The sequence below is a fragment of the Geminicoccus roseus DSM 18922 genome, assembly GCF_000427665.1.
In the GTDB taxonomy this organism is placed as follows: Bacteria; Pseudomonadota; Alphaproteobacteria; order Geminicoccales; family Geminicoccaceae; genus Geminicoccus; species Geminicoccus roseus.
In genome coordinates, this window is record NZ_KE386572.1 from 4,384,778 (window position 1) to 4,402,722 (window position 17,945).

19 protein-coding genes are annotated in these 17,945 nt (G+C 67.5%); 7 read left to right on the plus strand and 12 right to left on the minus strand.

Translation table 11 applies throughout. The annotated features are described in order from the left end of the window. Positions 1 to 168: 168 nt before the first annotated feature. Together GEMRO_RS0121695 and GEMRO_RS0121700 are read left to right on the plus strand one after the other, a co-directional pair. A complete protein-coding gene (locus GEMRO_RS0121695; protein WP_051329334.1) occupies positions 169 to 1,446 on the plus strand; it encodes an MFS transporter in 1,278 nt (425 codons plus the stop codon). Between the two features lie 31 nt (positions 1,447 to 1,477). Further along, positions 1,478 to 2,236 (plus strand): SDR family NAD(P)-dependent oxidoreductase, encoded by a 759-nt coding sequence (locus GEMRO_RS0121700; protein WP_027135685.1) that lies wholly within the window; start codon positions 1,478 to 1,480, stop codon positions 2,234 to 2,236. A 10-nt stretch (positions 2,237 to 2,246) separates the two neighbouring features. On the opposite strand, the gene GEMRO_RS0121705 is transcribed toward GEMRO_RS0121700, so the two are convergent. Both GEMRO_RS0121705 and GEMRO_RS0121710 read right to left on the minus strand, forming a co-directional pair. Continuing rightward, positions 2,247 to 3,161, minus strand: a complete 915-nt coding sequence (locus GEMRO_RS0121705; RefSeq protein ID WP_027135686.1) for a glutathione S-transferase family protein — start codon at positions 3,159 to 3,161, stop codon at positions 2,247 to 2,249. 121 nt (positions 3,162 to 3,282) lie between these two features. Further along, complete coding sequence (locus GEMRO_RS0121710) at positions 3,283 to 4,251, minus strand: sugar-binding protein (protein ID WP_027135687.1); 969 nt, start codon at positions 4,249 to 4,251, stop codon at positions 3,283 to 3,285. Between the two features lie 530 nt (positions 4,252 to 4,781). Between GEMRO_RS0121710 and GEMRO_RS0121715 the strand changes: the two genes are divergently transcribed. From GEMRO_RS0121715 to GEMRO_RS32955, 3 genes are all read left to right on the plus strand, one after another. Beyond that, a complete protein-coding gene (locus tag GEMRO_RS0121715) occupies positions 4,782 to 5,465 on the plus strand; it encodes an RraA family protein (RefSeq protein ID WP_027135688.1) in 684 nt (227 codons plus the stop codon). Positions 5,466 to 5,561: 96 nt separating this feature from the next. Further along, a complete protein-coding gene (locus tag GEMRO_RS0121720) occupies positions 5,562 to 5,978 on the plus strand; it encodes a hypothetical protein (protein WP_157505689.1) in 417 nt (138 codons plus the stop codon). 309 nt (positions 5,979 to 6,287) lie between these two features. Next, entirely contained in the window at positions 6,288 to 7,016 is a 729-nt protein-coding gene (locus tag GEMRO_RS32955) for a restriction endonuclease (protein WP_240476835.1), read from the plus strand. Positions 7,017 to 7,041: 25 nt separating this feature from the next. Here GEMRO_RS32955 and GEMRO_RS0121730 read toward each other — a convergent pair whose 3' ends face one another. Continuing rightward, a complete protein-coding gene (locus GEMRO_RS0121730) occupies positions 7,042 to 7,851 on the minus strand; it encodes a glutathione S-transferase family protein (protein ID WP_027135690.1) in 810 nt (269 codons plus the stop codon). Between the two features lie 20 nt (positions 7,852 to 7,871). Next, on the minus strand, positions 7,872 to 8,333 hold the full coding sequence (locus tag GEMRO_RS0121735) for a MarR family winged helix-turn-helix transcriptional regulator (protein WP_027135691.1): 462 nt from the start codon (positions 8,331 to 8,333) through the stop codon (positions 7,872 to 7,874). A gap of 137 nt (positions 8,334 to 8,470) precedes the next feature. Between GEMRO_RS0121735 and GEMRO_RS0121740 the strand changes: the two genes are divergently transcribed. Next, positions 8,471 to 8,896: an organic hydroperoxide resistance protein gene (locus tag GEMRO_RS0121740; protein ID WP_027135692.1), complete on the plus strand. Its 426-nt coding sequence runs from the start codon at positions 8,471 to 8,473 to the stop codon at positions 8,894 to 8,896. 124 nt (positions 8,897 to 9,020) lie between these two features. Here GEMRO_RS0121740 and GEMRO_RS0121745 read toward each other — a convergent pair whose 3' ends face one another. From GEMRO_RS0121745 to GEMRO_RS0121765, 6 genes are all read right to left on the minus strand, one after another. Further along, a complete protein-coding gene (locus tag GEMRO_RS0121745; protein WP_027135693.1) occupies positions 9,021 to 9,281 on the minus strand; it encodes a hypothetical protein in 261 nt (86 codons plus the stop codon). A gap of 113 nt (positions 9,282 to 9,394) precedes the next feature. Further along, a complete protein-coding gene (locus GEMRO_RS0121750) occupies positions 9,395 to 9,952 on the minus strand; it encodes a cupin domain-containing protein (protein WP_035485795.1) in 558 nt (185 codons plus the stop codon). Between the two features lie 303 nt (positions 9,953 to 10,255). Further along, complete coding sequence (locus GEMRO_RS34425; RefSeq protein ID WP_157505690.1) at positions 10,256 to 11,149, minus strand: hypothetical protein; 894 nt, start codon at positions 11,147 to 11,149, stop codon at positions 10,256 to 10,258. Between the two features lie 184 nt (positions 11,150 to 11,333). Beyond that, positions 11,334 to 11,663: a DUF2442 domain-containing protein gene (locus tag GEMRO_RS0121755; RefSeq protein WP_027135695.1), complete on the minus strand. Its 330-nt coding sequence runs from the start codon at positions 11,661 to 11,663 to the stop codon at positions 11,334 to 11,336. Then, positions 11,660 to 11,890, minus strand: coding sequence for a DUF4160 domain-containing protein (locus GEMRO_RS33700; protein WP_084507846.1), 231 nt, complete (start codon positions 11,888 to 11,890; stop codon positions 11,660 to 11,662). Before GEMRO_RS33700 ends, GEMRO_RS0121755 begins: the two co-directional genes overlap by 4 nt. Before the next feature lie 36 nt (positions 11,891 to 11,926). Next, positions 11,927 to 15,571, minus strand: coding sequence for a vitamin B12-dependent ribonucleotide reductase (locus GEMRO_RS0121765; protein ID WP_027135696.1), 3,645 nt, complete (start codon positions 15,569 to 15,571; stop codon positions 11,927 to 11,929). A gap of 728 nt (positions 15,572 to 16,299) precedes the next feature. On the opposite strand from GEMRO_RS0121765, the gene GEMRO_RS0121770 reads away from it, so the two are divergent. Further along, positions 16,300 to 16,692 carry an NADH:ubiquinone oxidoreductase subunit NDUFA12 gene (locus tag GEMRO_RS0121770; protein WP_027135697.1) on the plus strand — a complete coding sequence of 131 codons (393 nt, stop codon included), beginning with the start codon at positions 16,300 to 16,302 and terminating at the stop codon, positions 16,690 to 16,692. Here GEMRO_RS0121770 and GEMRO_RS32960 read toward each other — a convergent pair. Next, complete coding sequence (locus GEMRO_RS32960; protein ID WP_157505691.1) at positions 16,671 to 17,360, minus strand: DsbA family oxidoreductase; 690 nt, start codon at positions 17,358 to 17,360, stop codon at positions 16,671 to 16,673. The two genes, GEMRO_RS0121770 and GEMRO_RS32960, sit on opposite strands and share 22 nt — an antisense overlap. A gap of 123 nt (positions 17,361 to 17,483) precedes the next feature. Then, positions 17,484 to 17,921: a VOC family protein gene (locus GEMRO_RS0121780; protein WP_051329337.1), complete on the minus strand. Its 438-nt coding sequence runs from the start codon at positions 17,919 to 17,921 to the stop codon at positions 17,484 to 17,486. Between the last annotated feature and the right edge of the window lie 24 nt (positions 17,922 to 17,945).

The following is a 17,945-nucleotide window of genomic DNA, read 5'->3' on the forward strand; positions in this document are numbered from 1 at the left end:
CTGCGCAACCGCCGGCGCCGCATGCCCGGATGGCGCCGGCATGGCTGTGGCCGTCTGGCCGCCGCGCCCGGGCGGGCGGGCGGATGCGGCCCGGCGGCGATTGCGCAACGCCGCGTAACCGGGCAAGGCCCAGGGCGAGACAGGACGGCGACAACAGGGAGGGCGCTCTTGGCGGCTGAGGGCGTGGGCCGGCCGGTGCAGGCGGCGGGCAGGGCGGCCCTGGCGATGTGGGGCCTGGGCGCGCTGTTCTACGGCTTCGGCTTCTTTCATCGCGTGGCACCCTCGGTCATGGTGCCGGAACTCATGCGCGACTTCGCGGTTCCGGCCGCCGGGCTGGGCGTGCTGGCGGCCGCCTATTTCTGGGCCTATGCCGCGGTGCAGATCCCGGTGGGGGTGCTGGTCGACCGGCTGGGGCCGCGCCGCCTGCTGATCGGCGCCAGCCTCGTGCTGGCCGCCGGTGCCGGCCTGTTCGCCATGGCCGGCAGCCTGGGGCTGGGCACGCTGGCGCGGGTGCTTCTGGGGGCGGCGTCCGGGGTCGGCTATGTCGGCACGCTGAAGCTCGCCGGCAACTGGTTCCCGCAGCAGCGCTTCGGCCTGTTCGCCGGGCTGACCCTGACCGCGGGGACGCTGGGCGGGGTGCTGGGCCAGGTTCCCCTGGCGGTGCTGGTGGATGCGGTCGGCTGGCGCGCCAGCATGGCCGCCACCGCCCTGGTCGCCCTGGCGATCGCGTTCTCGGTGGCCCTGGTGCTGCAGGACCGGCCGGATGGCGCGGACCGGCACGAGGCTGGCGGTCAGGCCAGCGTCTCGGTCGGCCGGGACCTCCTGGACCTTCTGCGCACCGGGCTCACCTGGAAGCTGTTCACCATCACCGGGGCGATCGGCGCGCCGATCCTGACCTTTGCCGGGCTGTGGGGCGTGCCCTGGCTGGTGCAGGTCCACGGGCTCGGCCGCGCCCAGGCGGGCGGGATTGTCTCGATCCTGCTGGTGACCTGGGCCATTGGCGGGCCCATGTCCGGCTGGCTGTCAGACCGGCTGGGCCGGCGCGCCCCGGTGCTGATCGGCGGCTCGCTCGTGGCGGCCTGCGGCTGGGGCCTGGCGCTGCTGCTGCCGGGCCTGCCGCTTGCGGCAGTGATCGCCTGCCTGGTGCTGGCCGGGCTGGCCTCGGGCGCGATGCCGGTGGCGTTCGCCCTGGCCCGCGACCAGTTCGGCGCCGCCCGCGCCGGGACCGCCGCCGGGATCGTCAACAGCTCGGTGCTGCTGGCCGGTGCCATGGTGCAGATCCTGGTGGGCGCCCTGCTCGACCTGACCTGGGAAGGTCAGGTCCTGGACGAGGTGCGGGTCTATGGCAGCGAGGGCTGGCGGGCCGCCATGGCGGTCCTGCCGGCCTGCGGCCTGCTGGCGACCGGGGCGGCGCTCAGCCTGCGCCGGCGCGGCCGGCGCTTGTGAACATGAGCCGAAAACAAGGAGAGCCCGAACGATGAAGCGCTTTGCGGACAAGGTGGTGGTGGTGACCGGCGGGGCCTCGGGCATGGGCGCTGCCGCCTGCCGCCTGTTCGCCGCCGAGGGCGGCCAGGTGGTGGTGGCCGACATCGACGGCGACGCCGCCACTCGCCTCGCCAAGGAGATCGGCGGCCGGGCCTTCCGGATCGACGTCGCCAGGGAGAACGAGATCCGCGACCTGATGGCGTTCGCGGCCGAAGGCAGCGGCCGGCTCGACGTGCTGTTCAACAACGCCGCGGTCGGCCACAGCGCCACCGGCCGCTACAAGATGGCCAGCATCGTCGACACGCCCGAGGACGCCTGGGAAGGGATCGTCGCGATCAACATGAAAGGGGTGGCGTTCGGCTGCAAGCACGCCATCCCGCTGATGCTGGCGCAAGGCGGCGGTGCGATCGTCAACAATGCCTCGATCCAGGCGATCAAGGGCATCCTCGGCGCCGACGCCTATACCTGCGCCAAGGGCGGCGTGGTCTCGCTGACCCGCACCCTGGCGGTGGACTGGGGCCCGAGGAACATCCGGGTGAACTGCGTCTGCCCAGGCCCGATCGCCACGCCGATGATCCAGGACCTGCTGGACGACCCGGCGGTGGGGCCCTCCATGTATGCCGACGTGCCGCTGGGCCGGGCGGGATGCGCCGAGGAAGTGGCCAAGGTCGCCGTGTTCCTGGCCTCCGACGACGCGTCCTACGTGAATGGCGCGATCGTGCCGGTGGATGGCGGGATGTACGCCCGCTAGGCCCGTCGGCTCAGGCGGCCACGTCGTAGCCGGCGCGCGGGAAGTGCAGGTGGACTTGGCCGACCCGCGGGTCCTGGTGCCGGATCACCACCTCCTGGTCGTCGGCGGCGACCAGCGTGCCGGCCACCGGGTCGCGGCCGGTATCGTCGGGGGTCACCGTCACCGCCGTGCCGGCCTTCAGCCCGGACGGGTCGCCGTCGGCCGGAAGGTCGGTGGCGGCGGGCTCGGCGTCCCGGGCGACATCGAGCGCCGCCGCGCCGTTGATCTCGCTGGGGCTGCCATGGCCGAGCTCGGTGACCCGCTCGTACCAGCCCTGCAGGCGGTCGAGCGGCAGCATGCGCCTGGCCTCGTCGCCGCCGTTGCGGTTCAGGAACCAGAGCGTCGGGTAGGCGCCCAGGTCCGCGGCGGAAACCTCGCTGCCCAGCAGATAGGGCCGCCCGTCCGCCAGCATGCCGGCCAGCCAGCCCAGATGCGCCGCCAGCTGCTGGACGTAGCGGCCGAACAGCGGGCCGACATCCTCCTTGCCGATGATGAAGCCGAACTTCTTGCGCTCGGCGACGAAGTCCGCCGGGAACAGGCCCTCGTTGACGTTGGCCACGAAGCCCAAGGCCGGCATGAACGCATAGCGCTCGATCCACCAGCACAGCGCCTGGGCCTCTCCCTGGCAGCCATGCGGGAACAGGCTGGGCTCGGGATGCCACTGCTCCAGCTTGCGCAGGATCAGCTGGGTGTCGCACCAGACATCGGCGCCGACCTGCAGGACCGGTGCCCGCCGGTAGCCGCCGGTGAGCGGCAGCAGGTCGGGCTTGGGCATCGCGATCGGGGTGATGACCTCCTGGTAGGCCAGCCGCTTCAGGCCGAGCGCCAGCCGCACCTTCTCGGCATAGGTCGAGAGCGGATAGTGATGCAGGATGATCGACGACATGATGGCGCCTTCCCGGCTGTCGGGCGCGCGGCCCGGTCGAGGCGAGCTTCGTGGATCCTGCGCCCTTAGGCAGCGATTCCGCCAGCCGCCGGCAGGAGCGGCGGCTGGCGGGGCCCGGGCCTCAGCTCTTGAGCATCTCGCGGACTGAATCCGCGAATTCCTGGACGTTGGACTGGTCGATGATCTTGGTCGGGATGATCTGCATCTTGTTGTCCGGGACCATCGAGCGGTCGCCCTCGATGTAGCGGGCCAGCGCCATCACCGACTGGTAGCCGAACTCGTAGGGCTGCTGGACGACCGTCGCCTCGATCACCCCTTCCGAGATGCCGCGCAGCGTCAGCTGGTCCTCGTCGAAGCCGACGATCTTGACCGAGCCTTCCTTGCCCGCCGCCTTGACCGCGTTGTAGATCTGCGGGGTGTTGTAGGCCCACAGGCCCGAGAGCAGCTGGATCTCGTCGCCGTACTTGGTCAGCGTGTCCTCGGCATTGGCGCGCGCCTTGGCCTGGTCGCCGCCATCGGTGCGGATGTCGACGATCTCGACCTTGCTGCCCTCCAGCGCCTCCTTGATGCCCTGGACGCGCTCTTGCGCGTTGGCCGCCTCCATGGTGCCGACGAACAGCATGATCTTGCCGCCCTCGGGCAGCGCTTTCAGGATCAGCTTGCCGTGCTCGCGGCCGGCATCGACGTTGTCGGTGCCGATATACATGATCCGGTTGGAGTTGGGGGCGTCGCCGTCCACGGTGAACAGCGCGGCCTTCTCGGCGATCCGGTTGAGGATGTCGGTGGAGTTGTCCGGGTTCACCGGGCTGATGGTCACCCCGGCGACGTTCAGGGCGAGCAGGTCTTCCAGGATCTGCTTCTGGGCGGCCGCGGACATCTCGCCGGGGATGAACATCCGCACGTCGTAGTTCGGCAGTTCGGCCGCGGCCTTTTCCAGGCCGCGTCGCGCGATCACCCAGAAATCCGCCGGCACGTTGACCACGAACGCGATGAGCGGCTTGTCCGCCGCCAGAACCGGCCGCCCGAGCAGCGGGGTGGCCAGGATGGTCGACGCAGCGCCGAGCACGGCCTGCCGCTTGGTGAGCTTCATGATGTGCTTGTCCTCCGCTGATCCGGCACGGCGCCCCCTCCGGCCAGCGGAAGGAACGAGGATCGTGCCTGGGCTCGATGAATGAAGAACGCCGCCCCTGTCCAGGAGATTTCGCGGCAGCCAGCGCCGCGATTGCGGTCCGGGCGGGCGGGAGGAAGGGGCGGCCGGCGCTTGTCTGCCGCTGACGTGCCGGAATTGGCGCGTCGCGGCGGCAGTTCTACAGCCAGACAAGTAATAATGCCGCCAGGTCGTCGTCGGCGCTGCCCGCGCGACTTGCGCACCTCGCAGCATCACTGGTCAAAGCCCTTGGCGGCGGGTGCGCCGGTCTGCATGATCGGCCGGCCGTTCCTGACGGGGGGCAAGGGGCAGGCGGGGAGGCGGAAGCTCCCACCCGATCGTCATTCCTGGCGGCCGAGGACGGCGAGATCATGGTTCTCGCCCGCCTGCGCAGCCTGTCTTCCGACATTCATGAAAGTGCGGATGCTGGATGCCGGCGCCAGCCGCAGACCGCCGTCGAAGGGAGGAAACCCATGTCCGTGACGATCCATGCCCCCGCCGCCGGGGAGATGTCCTCCGCCGAGATCGAGCGCTGGCGCTCCGTGCCGGTCGCGGTGGCGGTCGATGTCGGCCAGGCACTCGGCCAGATCGATCCGGCGATCCGGCCGCTGCGGCCGGCGGGCCAGCAGCCGCGCCTGTTCGGCCGCGCCGTCGCCGCGACCTGCGCGCCGCCGGATTTCGGCGCGGTGCTCTGGGCGGTCGACCAGGTCCAGGCCGGCGACGTGCTGGTAATCGCCGCCGGCGGCCATGCGGAAACCGCCATGATCGGCGAGATCCTGGGCGGCCAGCTGCGCCGGCGGGGTGCGGTGGGCCTGATCTGCGACGGGGCGATCCGCGACGTCGGCACGCTCGCGGCCTGGGCGGATTTCCCGGTGTTCAGCCGGCATGTCACCCCACGCGGCCCGAGTTCGGCCGAGCGCGGCAGCGTCAACGCTCCGGTCGTGGTCGGCGGATGCCTGGTGCACCCGGGCGACCTGATCATCGGCGACGATGACGGCCTGATCGCCCTGCGGCCGGAAGCGGTGCGCAGCCGGATCGGCGATGCCGAAGGCAAGCTGCGCCTGGAATCGGAATGGGAAGCGAGCCTGGCGGGCGGCCGGTCGATCCGGGATACATTCAACCTGGCCGACCCCGCCAAGGCGCCGGCGGTGCCCTGAGCGCGGGCCGGCAGGCTTGCCTCGCCTAAGCAACGTTTCCTTAACTCCCGGCTGGTAGAACAAGGCGCTCCACCTCCATCCCATGGAGCCCGGCCGGTGCGTCATCTTCCCCTTGTGATCCTGGCGGCGATGCTGGCCTGGCCGCTGGCCGGCGCTCATGCCTGCAGCCAGGCCGATGGCGCCGGCAGCTGGAGCGTCGCTGCGGCGGCGCCCGGCCGAACCGGCAGCGCCGTGCCGCTGCGCTGCCGGCTGCTGGTGGACGACCAGGGCGGCTTTCAGAACGGCACTGCCTGCCTCGACCCGCAGAACCGCCGGATCGCGGCGTCCGGCCAGCTCCGCCTCCGCCCAGGCTCTGCCTGCCTGTTCGAGGGCTATCTCGCGGTGGGCGGGCTGGTCAGCCAGGTCCGGCAGGTCATGCTCGACAAGAGCGCCGGCCTGCTGGCGGGCGGGGTGGCGGCGTCCGGCCGGCCGCTGCCTTTCCAGGGCAGCCGTCGGCAGCCCGCCCGGGGCTAGCCGGCGGGAACAGCGGGCAGAGTATATTCATATCTAGCCGCGCGGGGATGGATGCTCTAGGGTAAGGGTTGCGCGGCTCCATCCAAAGTCCTTGGGCATCAGTGTGTTGTGGCCATATCTGCACTGAACGCTCGAAGGGCGGTGGCCCGAAAACCTCGAAAACCGCCGGTCGGGCGGCCGCGCCGGGCCGCGCCCGTCGCCAAGGTCCCCGCTCCGTTTCCAGTCATTCTCAGGAAGATCCTGCTGGCGCCCATCCTGCTGCCGATGATGGCGGGCCTTCTGGAAGATCTCCTGCGGCGTCAACAGTTGGTGACTTTCGCCTTCCTGGAGTGGCTGGCGCTCCTGGTCTTGCTGATGCTTCCGCTGGTCCTGCGCCTGTCGCTGCGCGTCTATCGGAGGCAGCGCTGGCGCCGGGTCTGTCTTGCGGCGATTCGGACCGCATTCCTGCAGCACGCCGACAAGCTCGCCCTGAACCGCGCCCGGCTGGTGCAGGCCGACGACTATGGCGTGGAGGACACGGATCGCTGGCATGCGCATCTGGACCGGTTCGTGCGCAAGGTGGTGGTGCCGCAGCTGAAACCTCGGCAGCGGGCGTTCTTCGAGAGCCAGTTCCACGCCTTCGCCCTGGCCCTGCTCGACGAGGCGGCCCGGCAGAAGAAGACCCAGGCGCTGGGCTCGCTCAAGCCGGCGCGCAAGCTGTCCGGCACCGATTTCGAGCAGTACTGCATGGAGCAACTGCGCAAGCTCGACTGGCGCGCCCGGCCGACCTCGGCCAGCGGCGACCAGGGGGCGGACATCATCGCCGAGCACATGGGCAAGGCGGTGGTGTTCCAGTGCAAGTACCATTCCGCTCCGGTCGGCAACAAGGCGGTCCAGGAGGTCGCCGCCGCCCGGCAGTATTATCGCGCCCATGCCGCCTGCGTGGTCTCCAACCAGACCTATACCCGGGCCGCCCGGGCGCTGGCGGCCACCAACAACGTGTTCCTGATCCATTACAGCGAGCTGGCGGGCTTCCGGCGCATGGCGTTCGCCAGCTGAGCAGGATCGGGCGCCAGCCGGAGGATCAGGAGCTCTTTCCGCCCGGCTCCGACCCGTCCGGCCAGGGGAAGCGGATGTTGCCGGCGCGCAGGCCCGCCCGCACCACCTCGATCCCGCCGGACTTCACCATCCATTCCAGCCGGTGGTCGCGATATTCCCGGCGCCGCCCGCCGGTGGTCAGGAGCTCGGCGGCAGCCGTCATCTGCGCTGCCGCCAGGTCGAACTCGGCGAAGGTGGCGGCGACCGAAGCGCGCTCCGCCACCCGGGCATGCCAGCGCGCCAGGGGACTGCCAGGTTTCGGGCCGAGCCCGTAATGAGCCGAGCGGTTGACCATCGGCGCCGCGGCCGCATCGGCCCAGCCAAAGCGCTCGCCGCCGAAGAACTCGGCCTCCCCCAGCCGTGCTTCCAGCCAGTCCTGCAGCACCCGGGTCTGCCGGGCCGCCTGGGCGCGCAGATGATCGGCAAGCTCGCCTTGGGCGCGGCGGAACCACAGGATCTCGCCAAAGCCCCAGTTCACCGCGTCATACTGCGTGTCGCAGACATCCTCGGTCATCCGCGCCGCCGCCCGCGCCGCCGGGTCGTCCGGCAGGAGCGGCGGTTCCGGCCAGCGCTCCTCCAGATATTCCAGGATCACGGTGGATTCGAAGATCCGCAGCTCGCCGTCGATCAGCACCGGCACCTCGGCGCGTGGGTTGGCGGCGGCGAGCGGGCCATCCGCCTGGCCGGTGCCGAAGGTCGCCGGCAGTTCCGCGCGGAAGGGCAGGTTCTTCTCGCGCAGGGCGATCTTGACCTTCTGGGCATAGGAGGAGAGCGGGTGTTCGTAGAGCAGCAGCATGGAAGCTCCTTCCTAGCAGGTCAGCTTGCCCCGGTAGCACCGGCCCGCCCGCGCAGCCGGTCGGTGATGGCGGCCAGGCTGGCGCGCAGGGCCGCCAGTTCCTGTTCCGCCCCGCCCAGGATGCAGGCAAGGGTGTCGTGGTTCGCCTGCGCCCGGGCCTGCAGGGCGCGACCCTCCTCGGTCAGCCGGATCCGCACCTGCCGCTCGTCCTGCGCATCCCGCGCCCGGCGCACCAGGCCGGCGATCTCCATGCGCTTGAGCAGCGGCGTCAGCGTGCCGGAATCCAGGTGCAGGCGCAGGCCGATCTCCTTCACCGCCAGATCGTCCCGCTCCCACAGGACCAGCAGCACCAGATATTGCGGGTAGGTGAGGCCCAAGGGCTCCAGCAGCGGCTTGTAGGCGGCGGTGAACGCGTGGTTCGCGGCATAGATCGCGAAGCACAGATTGTCCTCGAGCCGCAGGCAGGCGGGGGTGTCGGTCATCGGGCTTCTCGCTCGCCAGGGTGCATGCCGGCTTCCTAGCACAAACCCCGCTTGCAGGCGATTAAGTTGCGCGCTATTGAATTGGACGCGATGTTAATCCGCGGGAGCGTGCTGCTCCCAGGCCGGAGGAAATGCAGATGTCCGTGGACGTGAAGTACACCACCCAGGCAACCGCCACCGGCGGCCGCGACGGCCGCGCCCGCACCGGGGACGGCGCGCTGGAGGTGAAGCTGACTACCCCGAAGGAGCTCGGCGGTGCGGGCGGTGCCGGCAACAATCCCGAGCAGCTGTTCGCGGCGGGCTATGCCGCCTGCTTCCTGGGTGCGTTGAAATTCGTGGCCGGCCAGGACAAGGTCCGGGTGCCGGACGACGCCACCGTCACCGCCAAGGTCGGGATCGGCCCGCGGGCTGCCGGCGGCTTCGGCATCACCGCCGACCTGACCGTCACCCTGCCGGGCATCGAGCGGGCGGCCGCCGAGGCGCTGGTGCACAAGGCCCATCAGGTCTGCCCCTATTCGAATGCCACCCGCAACAATGTCGATGTCGGCCTGACCGTCGCCTGACGCGGGCAGGGCGGCGCTGCCACCCCGGCGCCGCCCCGCCGCAGCCTGCCCTGATGCAGGGGCGACCCGGGGCAACACGGCCGTCGAGGTGAGGATCGCCCGAGGCAGCGGCAAGCGGCGGCGCTCATCCCCGCTTCGGCTCCTCGCCCATCTGCTGCCGGGCATCGGCGTCCACCAGTTCGCGGATCATGCGCTGGTAGGGGACGCGGTGCCTGGCCGCCTCGCGCTTGAAGAAATCGAGGCTGCGCGGGCTGAGCCCAAGCGTCACCTTCACGGTGCTGCCACGGCGCGCGAGCTCCGCCGGGCCTGGCAGGAAGTCCGCCACCTGCCCGCCGACGCTGTCCATCTCGCCCAGGTCATCGGTGTATCGGCCGGACCTGCCCATGGATCTTCCTGCCCTTGCGCCAGTAGCCGGCGCCGACGATGCATGCCGGTGGTGGCGGATGGGCGCAAGAAAGCCAGGCCCGCCCCCCAGCCTTCAAGCCCCCGCGCCGGCCGTCACCGCGCGTCCAGCCCGTCGCGAAAATCGTTGAGGCCGGCGTCGACCGAGGAGGGGGCGTCGATCCATGGCTGCATCGGCAGGCCGGTCACCGGGTCGCGGGCCGGGATCGGCAGCATCATGATCCGCTTCGCCGCCGCCCGGCGCTCCTCCTCGGTGATCTGTTCCTCCTGCATGTTGTCCCAGTCGCGGCCGTCCGGATATCCCCCCACCATCAGGATGTCGGGGCTCGACCCGGTCATCTGGTGCGAGACGCCGGCCGGCATGACGATCACGTCGCCCGCCTCGATCCGCACTTTCGTCCCGCCCCGGCCGAACAGCTCCACCTCCATCCACCCCGCAGCACAGCCCAGGCATTCATGGGTGGTCGAGTGGAAATGCGGGTAGGTGTAGATGCCGGGATAGCTCCAGTTGTTGAGCCAGCCATGCTCCCGAAACCTCGCCTTGACCGCGTCCACCCCGCCGCCCGGGATCCCGGCACGATGGACCAGCAGCGGGAAGCGGCTGTTGGGCAGCATCCCGACCGGTCCCGCCTGGTACTGTTCCATCTGTCCCATGGCTTCCCCCAAGCTTCCTGCTGTCAGATTCATTGGTTAGGGCTTTGCGCCTCACCGTTGACAAAAGCAATTCGACAAAGCCGAAGGGTCATGCCGCCCCGCTTCGCTGAACTGTACCAGGGCTGGAACGTTCAAATCCAGATGCGAACCGGGTTCCCATCCCCCTATCGCAGCTGAAGGAAGGAGGTGATGGGCTCGCTCATGATCGCTTCGCAGCTTGATGCAAGGAAGAAGACCTGAGCCCGTTGCATCCCTCAATATGACAAGAGGCCAACATTATTTTTAGTAAGCAATTTTGCTGTATTATAAGGACCGAGCGAAATCATCTTCATGATCTACAAAGGAATCATTCATGTAACCATCTGCCATCGAATAATGTTTCTCAGCAAGGTCATACACCATGCGAGATATGGTCGCCTTTCCTATATCAAACAGATATAATGCATCAGTTTGAGTCACGTTCACTCTCGGATGAATGATCGGGTTTCGAGATGCGTCTTTAATTTGCTCAAGAAGAACCACAGTCGACTTGTGTGGAGACTTTTCTTCATCTGCTTCGTTGGAGAGTCTGTGCAAATTTGATAAATAGGCACCCCAAGTTTTCAGTCGCTCACTACCGCCAGAATAAAACCGATAGTATTCATGCATAGCTAATTCGATAGCACGACAGACATGGAAGCCTGTAGCAGTGTATAATCCAAATGCCAAACATTTTCCAGCCTGGTCAATCTCAAATCTAACTGTTGGTGGTGTTAGCTTTAATATTTCAGGTGCTAGTGAACATGATGCCCTTTCCACCATGGCTTCTGTGTCGTAAATAGATACAGGAGATATCTGAAAAATCGCTTGGTTCTCAAGTTCTGCTTTGAATACCGCTTCGAAATTTCTTGCAGCATCTTGGATCCCGGGAATCTGCCAGGAATGAACTTTTGTTGGAAAAGGATCGCGAAACTTTCGTTCTTCGTCAAAAAATATTCTTTGTTGCGTATCACTTATCTTAGCAAGAAGGTTTAATGCTGAATTCTTCGCAATTCCAAGTGTGATTGATGTGTCTCCGTTAACACATGCTGTCAGAACAGTAATGGCTTGGTGAAATTGTTGAAATAAAGAGAACGGTTCTTGGTCTCCTTGAATGGAAACGAACGGATGCACTGAATAGGATAAATCATAGACATGAGAGGGATTGCTTTTTCGCATGTATATCAGCTCATTTTCTGCCTAGTGAACCATTGTAGGAAATTTCCTCGATGAACCGTCAAAGACGATATGGGAAAATTTGCCAAGCCGATTTATCCAATGATTCTAGATATTTTATTCAATCTAATGAATTTTCGCTCAGTACCATATACAGGGATTTTACTTGTGCCTCGGTTAAGTTATCCTACACATGGCTTGCCACCCGCTGCATCCAGGCTTCCGTGCCAAAGCGGCCGCTGACCAGACCCGCAACGCTGAAATCCGCATCAACGGCCGGGAAGTGAACTCCCTCGCCGCCAGGACTGATCTCGATGTGCTCCAAGTCGGCCGGATCGGCGTCGGCCAAGCCCTGCACGAGGCGCACCGGCACAGCGAAGCTGGCGCCGCTCGTCAGCTTCAGGACCAACTGCCGGGTCTCCGGATCGTAGCGGGCGGATTTGGCCCGGGCTTCGACCTTGGCCGCCCGTCGGCCCTCGGCGACGGCCTGCCGATAATGACGCTCCGCATCGGTCATCCGTGGATTTCCTTCCAGCATGCCCGGCAAAGCTCGATGTTCTCGGCGACCAGCCGCAGCGTCGTCGCCGCCTCCGAGCGGATCATCCCTACGTTCGTCAGGTGGAACGTTCCAACAGCGCCTTTGCCGAGCGCGGTCTTCGTTTCGCCACTCGCGCCGATGACATGGACGTGCGGCGGCGCGTGGTCGTTGAGATAGATGCGGACTGGGAAGCCGGCACTGCGCAGGACAGTGCGGTCTTCCCGGTCCCGAGGATCAACGGATCAGCTGCAACCCGTCGTCGACCCGCACGTGTCGCACTTCAAGCAAGTCCCGTTCCGCACCAGCGTGAAGTGCGCGCAGGACGGGCAAGGATCACCCTCGTACCCCTTCAGCCGCGCCATCTGCGCCTGCTGGATCCGCTCGGCCTTGGCCTTCTGGACCGGGTCGACCGCCGCCGGGGCGGATGCCGCCTTCGGCCGCTCCATCACCGCGACGTCGCCATGGGCGGCCTCGGCCAGGCCGGTGTTGGCCGGGGCGTGGTGGCCGTTGCCGTTGCCGTTGCCGCCGGCGAACAGGCGCAGGTTGCCGCGCACGAAGCCGACGCTGGCGTACTTCTTGACCTCCTCCTCGTCGTCGACCAGCTCGCCCTCCTTGGTGCCCTTGCCGATCGCGTCGTGGCGCAGATCAGCCGGGTCGACCGAGGCCAGGTCGGTGCGGTCCAGATACGAGATCGCCAGCTCGCGGAAGATATAGTCCAGGACCGAGGTCGCCATCTTGATGGTGTCGTTGCCCTGGACCGGGCCGGACGGATCGAACCGGGTGAAGCTGAACGCCTCCACCAGTTCTTCCAGCGGCACGCCGTACTGCAAGCCGATCGAGACCGCGATGGCGAAGCTGTTCATCAGCGAGCGGAAGGCAGCACCCTCCTTGTGCATGTCGATGAAGATCTCGCCGAGCTTGCCGTCTTCGTACTCGCCGGTGCGCAGATACAGCTTGTGCCCGCCGACCACCGCCTTCTGGGTGTAGCCCTTGCGCCGGGTGGGGAGCTTCTTGCGCCCGGCCATGTGCCGCTCGACGATCTTCTCGACCACGTTGACCACCCGCTGCGGGGTGGGCTGGGCCTCCTCCTCGTCCTCGCCGACATCGTCCAGCGCGATCGAGTTCAGCGGCTGGGACAGCTTCGAGCCGTCGCGGTAGAGCGCCAGCGCCTTGATCCCCAGACGCCAGCCCAGGAAATAGGCCTCCGAGCAGTCGTCCACCGTGGCGGTGGCCGGCATGTTGATGGTCTTGGAGATGGCGCCCGAGATGAAGGGCTGGGCGGCGGCCATCATCTTGATGTGGCTCTCGGTGGACAGGTAGCGCTTGCCCTTGCGCCCGCACGGGTTGGCGCAGTCGAACACCGAGAGGTGCTTGTCGTCCAGGTGCGGGGCGCCCTCGACGGTCATCGAGCCGCACACATAGGTGTTGGCCGCCTCGACCTCGTCGCGGTTGAAGCCCAGCGCCTTGAACATGTCGAACTTGAAGTCGTTCAGCTGTTCGTCGGTGAGCTTCAGCACCTCCTTGCAGAAGGCCTCGCCCAGCGTGAACTTGTTGAACACGTAGCGGATGTCGAACGCCGCGGGCAGCGCCTGCTCGATCTTCGCCAGCACGTCGGCGGTGAATCCCCGCGCCTTCAGGCTGTCATGGTTGATCCCGGGCGCACCTTTGAGCGTGCCGTGGCCCACCGCATAGCGGATGATGTCCTCGATCTGCTCAGGCGTGTAGCCCAGCGTCTTCAAGGCTTCCGGCGCCATCCGGTTGATGATCTTGAAGTAGCCGCCGCCGGCCAGCTTCTTGAACTTCACGAGCGCGAAGTCCGGCTCGATCCCGGTGGTGTCGCAGTCCATCACCAGGCCGATCGTGCCGGTGGGGGCGATCACCGACACCTGGGCATTGCGCACGCCGGCAGCCGTCGCGGTCTCGACCGCCCGGTCCCAGGCCTCGCGGGCCGCGGTGACGATCGAGGGCTGCGGGCAGTGCCCGGCATCCAGCGGCACCGGGCGGGTGTGCAACTCCTCGTAGCCCTCCGCCTTGGACCAGGCGGCGTTGCGGTGGTTGCGCAGGACGCGCAGGGTCGCGTCGCGGTTCTCCGGGAAGCCCGGGAAGGGCCCCTGCTGCGCCGCCATCTCGGCGGAGACCGCATAGGCCTCGCCGGTCATCAGCGCGGTGATCGCCCCGCAAAGGGCCCGGCCTTCCGCGCTGTCATAGGAGTAGCCGGACGCCATGAGCAGGCCGCCCAGATTGGCGAACCCTAAGCCCAGCGTGCGGAACTTCCAGGACAGTTCGGCGATGGTCTTCGAGGGGAACTGCGCCATCATCACCGAGATCTCGAGGACGATCGTCCACAGGCGCACGGCGTGGCGGAAGCCCTTCACGTCGAAGCTGGCGTCCGGCTTCTTGAAGGTCATCAGGTTCAAGGACGCCAGGTTGCAGGCGGTGTCGTCCAGGAACATGTACTCGGAGCAGGGATTGGACGCGTTGATGCGCCCGGATGCCGGGCAGGTGTGCCAGTCGTTGATGGTGGTGTCGTACTGGATGCCCGGATCGGCCGAGGCCCAGGCGGCCAGGCTGATCTTGTCCCACAGGTCCTTGGCCTGGATGGTCTTCTTGACCTTGCCGTCGGTGCGCCGGGTGAGCTGCCACTCGCCGCCGGTCTGCACCTTGCCGATGAACTCGTCGGAGACCCGCACCGAGTTGTTGGAGTTCTGGCCCGACACGGTGACATAGGCCTCGCTGTCCCAGTCGGCCTGGTAGGTCGGGACCTCGATCTCGCGAAAACCCTGGCGGGCGAACAGGATCGCCTGCTGCATGGCGCCCGGCGGCAGGTTGGCCTTCTTGGCCTCGCGGACCGCCTTGCGCAGCGCCGGGTTCTGCAGCGGGTCGAAGCGGTCCTTGCCCTCGAAGGAAGCGTCGTGGCAGGCGTTGAGGATGTGCTGGACGTGCTGGCGCAGCAGGATCGAGCCGGCGACCAGCGCGGCGACCTTCTGCTCCTCCACCACCTTCCACATCACGTATTCTTCGATGTCGGGATGGTCGACGTCGACCGTGACCATCTTGGCGGCGCGCCGCGTGGTGCCGCCGGACTTGATCGCGCCGGCCGCCCGGTCGCCGATCTTGAGGAAGCTCATCAGGCCGGACGACTTGCCGCCGCCGGACAGGGGCTCGTTCAGGCCGCGCAGGCGCGAGAAATTGGTGCCGGTGCCAGACCCGTACTTGAACAGGCGCGCCTCGCGGATCCACAGATCCATGATGCCGCCCTCGTTCACCAGGTCGTCGTTGATCGACTGGATGAAGCAGGCATGCGGCTGCGGCCGCTCATAGGCGGAGGAGGAGGCGGATACCGCGCCGCTCTTGTGGTCGACCCAGAAATGCCCCTGGGCCGGGCCGTCGATGCCATAGGCCCAGTGCAGGCCGGTGTTGAACCATTGCGGCGAGTTGGGGGCGGCCATCTGGCTGGCCAGCATGAAGCGCAGCTCGTCGAAGAAGGTACGGGCGTCCTCCTCCGTGTCGAAATAGCCGCCCTTCCAGCCCCAATAGGTCCAGGTGCCGGCCAGGCGGTCGAACACCTGCTTGGCGGAGTGCTCGCCGGTGGTGCGCTCATGGGCGGGCAGGTCGGCGGCGGCCGGGTCGGGGACGTGGCGCTGCAGCCAGGCCGGGACGCCCTTCTCCTTGGCGGCGACCAGCCGGGTCGGCACGCCGGCCTTGCGGAAATATTTCTGGGCCAGCACGTCGACCGCCACCTGCGACCAGGAAGCCGGCACTTCCGCGTCGTCCAGGCGGAACACCACCGAGCCGTCCGGGTTGCGGATCTCCGACACCGCGGAACGCCATTCGATCCGGGCGTAAGGGTCCTGGCCAGCCTCGGTGAATGAACGCTCGATCCGCATGTCCCGTTCTCCCGGTCTCGTGATGCTCGCCTGCTGGCGAAGATGTTCTCTGTCCGTTCCCGTGGGAAGCCCGATCTTATCAGAACTTATCCACAAGGCATGCACCATCGCACCGACTGAGCACCCTGGACGGGTGCCATCAGTCGCCGCTGATCGTGCTCAATGTCTCTTGATCGTCTGTCGATGCTACGACCGTCTCCGGCGCGTCTCAATCGGCGGTTCTAAGTCATCCACAGGAAATTTGCGTCTAGCGCGATATCCCCGTCAATCCGTCGCTTTCCCGCCACGTTCGGACGGGGCAGGCGGCGGCTATTGGCCGCCGGATCGCCGTGAACGACGCCCGAGAACTAGATATAGGGCATTTCGGCCCGTCCGGCAACGATATCTGGTGTGCTTGAGTCGCTGACAAAGCGCGATTGATGCTGCGGCGCGAAGAGGCTGATTTGGCCGCGGCTGATGGGAGAATCAGGATTGATCGCGATCAGCAGATCTCAATAACAGCCCTCAATCCCCAGGAACACGATCCTCTGTGGGCATTTTTCTGCGCGCCCTGCGTGGGTTTGCCCCAGGCCGGGCGCATGTGCGTCCGGTCGGGGAAGGGGTGCCGGCCGGGCGCGGCCGGTCGCGGCGCTGGACATTCGGCGCCGTCGCAAGCACATGTCGCGGCGATAGCGGCCCGGACGGAAATCGTCCATCCGGGTGGTTCGGATTTCTCGCGGAGTGCGACCTTGCTGAAGTGGCTGAGCTTCAACGCCCTGGGCACCTGGCTGTTCACCCGTCTCCACGGCGTGGAGGTCGGCACCGACGACGTGGGCAACCGCTACTTCCGCCAGGCCCCGGCCAAGGGTGCCACCGGCGGCTGGCGGGCCGAGCGGCGCTGGGTGGTCTACCCGGACGGCATCGAGCCGGAGCCGACCCTGGTGCCGGCCGGCTGGAGCGGCTGGCTGCACAAGAGGTTCGAGCACCCGCCGACCGTGGCGCCGCTCAAGGTGAAGTCCTGGGAAAAGCCGCACGAGCCGAACCTGACCGGCACGCCGTTCGCCTATGTGCCGCCCGGCAGCGAGCGCGGCCGCGGCCAGCGCGACCACGCCACCGGCGACTACGAGGCCTGGACCCCCTGAGCCGGGGCGCGCAGCGGCGCTGCCGCTGAGGCGGCGCCGGAAGCAGGGGCGGGCCGGCACAGCGCCAGCTCGGCGAACATCGCGATGCTCTCGATCGGCTGGCAGCCGACCAGGGCGTCACCGCTTGCATTCAGGATCACCGGCACCGCCCCCACCGCCGAGACCGCCAGCGGGATGGTCGGCAGCTCGCCGCCATGGCGGCGCACGCCCAGCTCCCGGGCGATCCGGTCCAGCTCGGCCGGGTCGCCGATGTCGCGCCCCTGGGTGAAGAACGCCTGGAACAGGCGGTCGACCGCCTGCGCGCCCCGGCCGCTCCTTGCCGCCGCGGCGACCAGACGGTGGGCGGCGCCGGTATGGGGCTGCACCCGGATCGCCGCCAGGTCGAAAACCAGCCGCTCGGCCGCCGCCGCGGCGCGGATCCGCTGCAGGCCGGCCTCGGCCGCAGCACCGCCGCCATGGCGGCGGACCAGCCAGGCACGGTAGGGCGCGCCCCCCGTCGGCAGGGTCGGGTCGATCTGGAACGGCAGCCAGCACAGCCCGATCCGCCGCCCGGCCGCCACCAGGCGCAGGCGGTGCCAGGCCAGCCGGCACCAGGCGCAGGCGAAGTCCCCGGCAAAGCCCAGCTGGACGGCGTCGGCCTGGCCATCCAGCGGCAGGCCTATCTGCATGGCGCCGCTTTCCAAAAAGGCGCCACTCCCTGATCCGCCTGATCGGAGTTGATCGGCCGATCAGGCGGCTTGTTCACTTGTCCACAGCTTGTGAACAAGCGGGTTCCGGCCGTCTGTTGCATTTCAGCCACGGGCCTCGGCCATCCCCCAGATCCGCGGGCTGGCGATCTCCAGGCTGTTGCCGGCCGGGTCGCGGAAATAGAAGGACCGGCTGCCGCGCGGCCAGGCCTGCTCGTGCTCGATGGCGACGCCGAAGCGCTCCAGCCGCGCCTTCCAGCGATCCAGCGCCGCCTCGGGCATGGCGAAGCAGGCATGGCCGGGCCCCTCGGCGCCATGGGCCGGCACGCTGGTGCCGGCCCGCACCGCCTCGGCGCGGAACAGCAGGAGCATCCCGTCGCCCAAGCGGAAGAACACGAAGATCCCGTCCTTGCGGCTGTCCAGCTCCAGCCCCAGCACCTCGCCATAGAAGCGCTGCGCGGCGTCCAGGTCGTCGACATAGAGGACCGTCTCCAGGATCCGGTCGAGCTTCGGCTCCTGGTCGCCGTGCGGCTGGCCGTCCATCGGTTGCCTCCCTTGGATGATCGC

Excerpts from the sequence above, each read along its gene's own strand:
- GEMRO_RS34425 (WP_157505690.1), bottom strand. The coding sequence starts at position 11,149 with ATGCGAAAAAGCAATCCCTCTCATGTCTATGATTTATCCTATTCAGTG.
- GEMRO_RS0121780 (WP_051329337.1), bottom strand. The coding sequence starts at position 17,921 with ATGGACGGCCAGCCGCACGGCGACCAGGAGCCGAAGCTCGACCGGATC.
- GEMRO_RS0121705 (WP_027135686.1), bottom strand. The coding sequence starts at position 3,161 with ATGTCGTCGATCATCCTGCATCACTATCCGCTCTCGACCTATGCCGAG.
- GEMRO_RS0121710 (WP_027135687.1), bottom strand. The coding sequence starts at position 4,251 with ATGAAGCTCACCAAGCGGCAGGCCGTGCTCGGCGCTGCGTCGACCATC.
- GEMRO_RS0121740 (WP_027135692.1), top strand. The coding sequence starts at position 8,471 with ATGTCCGTGGACGTGAAGTACACCACCCAGGCAACCGCCACCGGCGGC.
- GEMRO_RS0121750 (WP_035485795.1), bottom strand. The coding sequence starts at position 9,952 with ATGGGACAGATGGAACAGTACCAGGCGGGACCGGTCGGGATGCTGCCC.
- GEMRO_RS0121730 (WP_027135690.1), bottom strand. The coding sequence starts at position 7,851 with ATGCTGCTGCTCTACGAACACCCGCTCTCCTCCTATGCCCAGAAGGTC.
- GEMRO_RS0121765 (WP_027135696.1), bottom strand. The coding sequence starts at position 15,571 with ATGCGGATCGAGCGTTCATTCACCGAGGCTGGCCAGGACCCTTACGCC.
- GEMRO_RS0121715 (WP_027135688.1), top strand. The coding sequence starts at position 4,782 with ATGTCCGTGACGATCCATGCCCCCGCCGCCGGGGAGATGTCCTCCGCC.
- GEMRO_RS0121745 (WP_027135693.1), bottom strand. The coding sequence starts at position 9,281 with ATGGGCAGGTCCGGCCGATACACCGATGACCTGGGCGAGATGGACAGC.
- GEMRO_RS0121700 (WP_027135685.1), top strand. The coding sequence starts at position 1,478 with ATGAAGCGCTTTGCGGACAAGGTGGTGGTGGTGACCGGCGGGGCCTCG.
- GEMRO_RS0121755 (WP_027135695.1), bottom strand. The coding sequence starts at position 11,663 with ATGACCGATGCGGAGCGTCATTATCGGCAGGCCGTCGCCGAGGGCCGA.
- GEMRO_RS0121735 (WP_027135691.1), bottom strand. The coding sequence starts at position 8,333 with ATGACCGACACCCCCGCCTGCCTGCGGCTCGAGGACAATCTGTGCTTC.
- GEMRO_RS32960 (WP_157505691.1), bottom strand. The coding sequence starts at position 17,360 with ATGCAGATAGGCCTGCCGCTGGATGGCCAGGCCGACGCCGTCCAGCTG.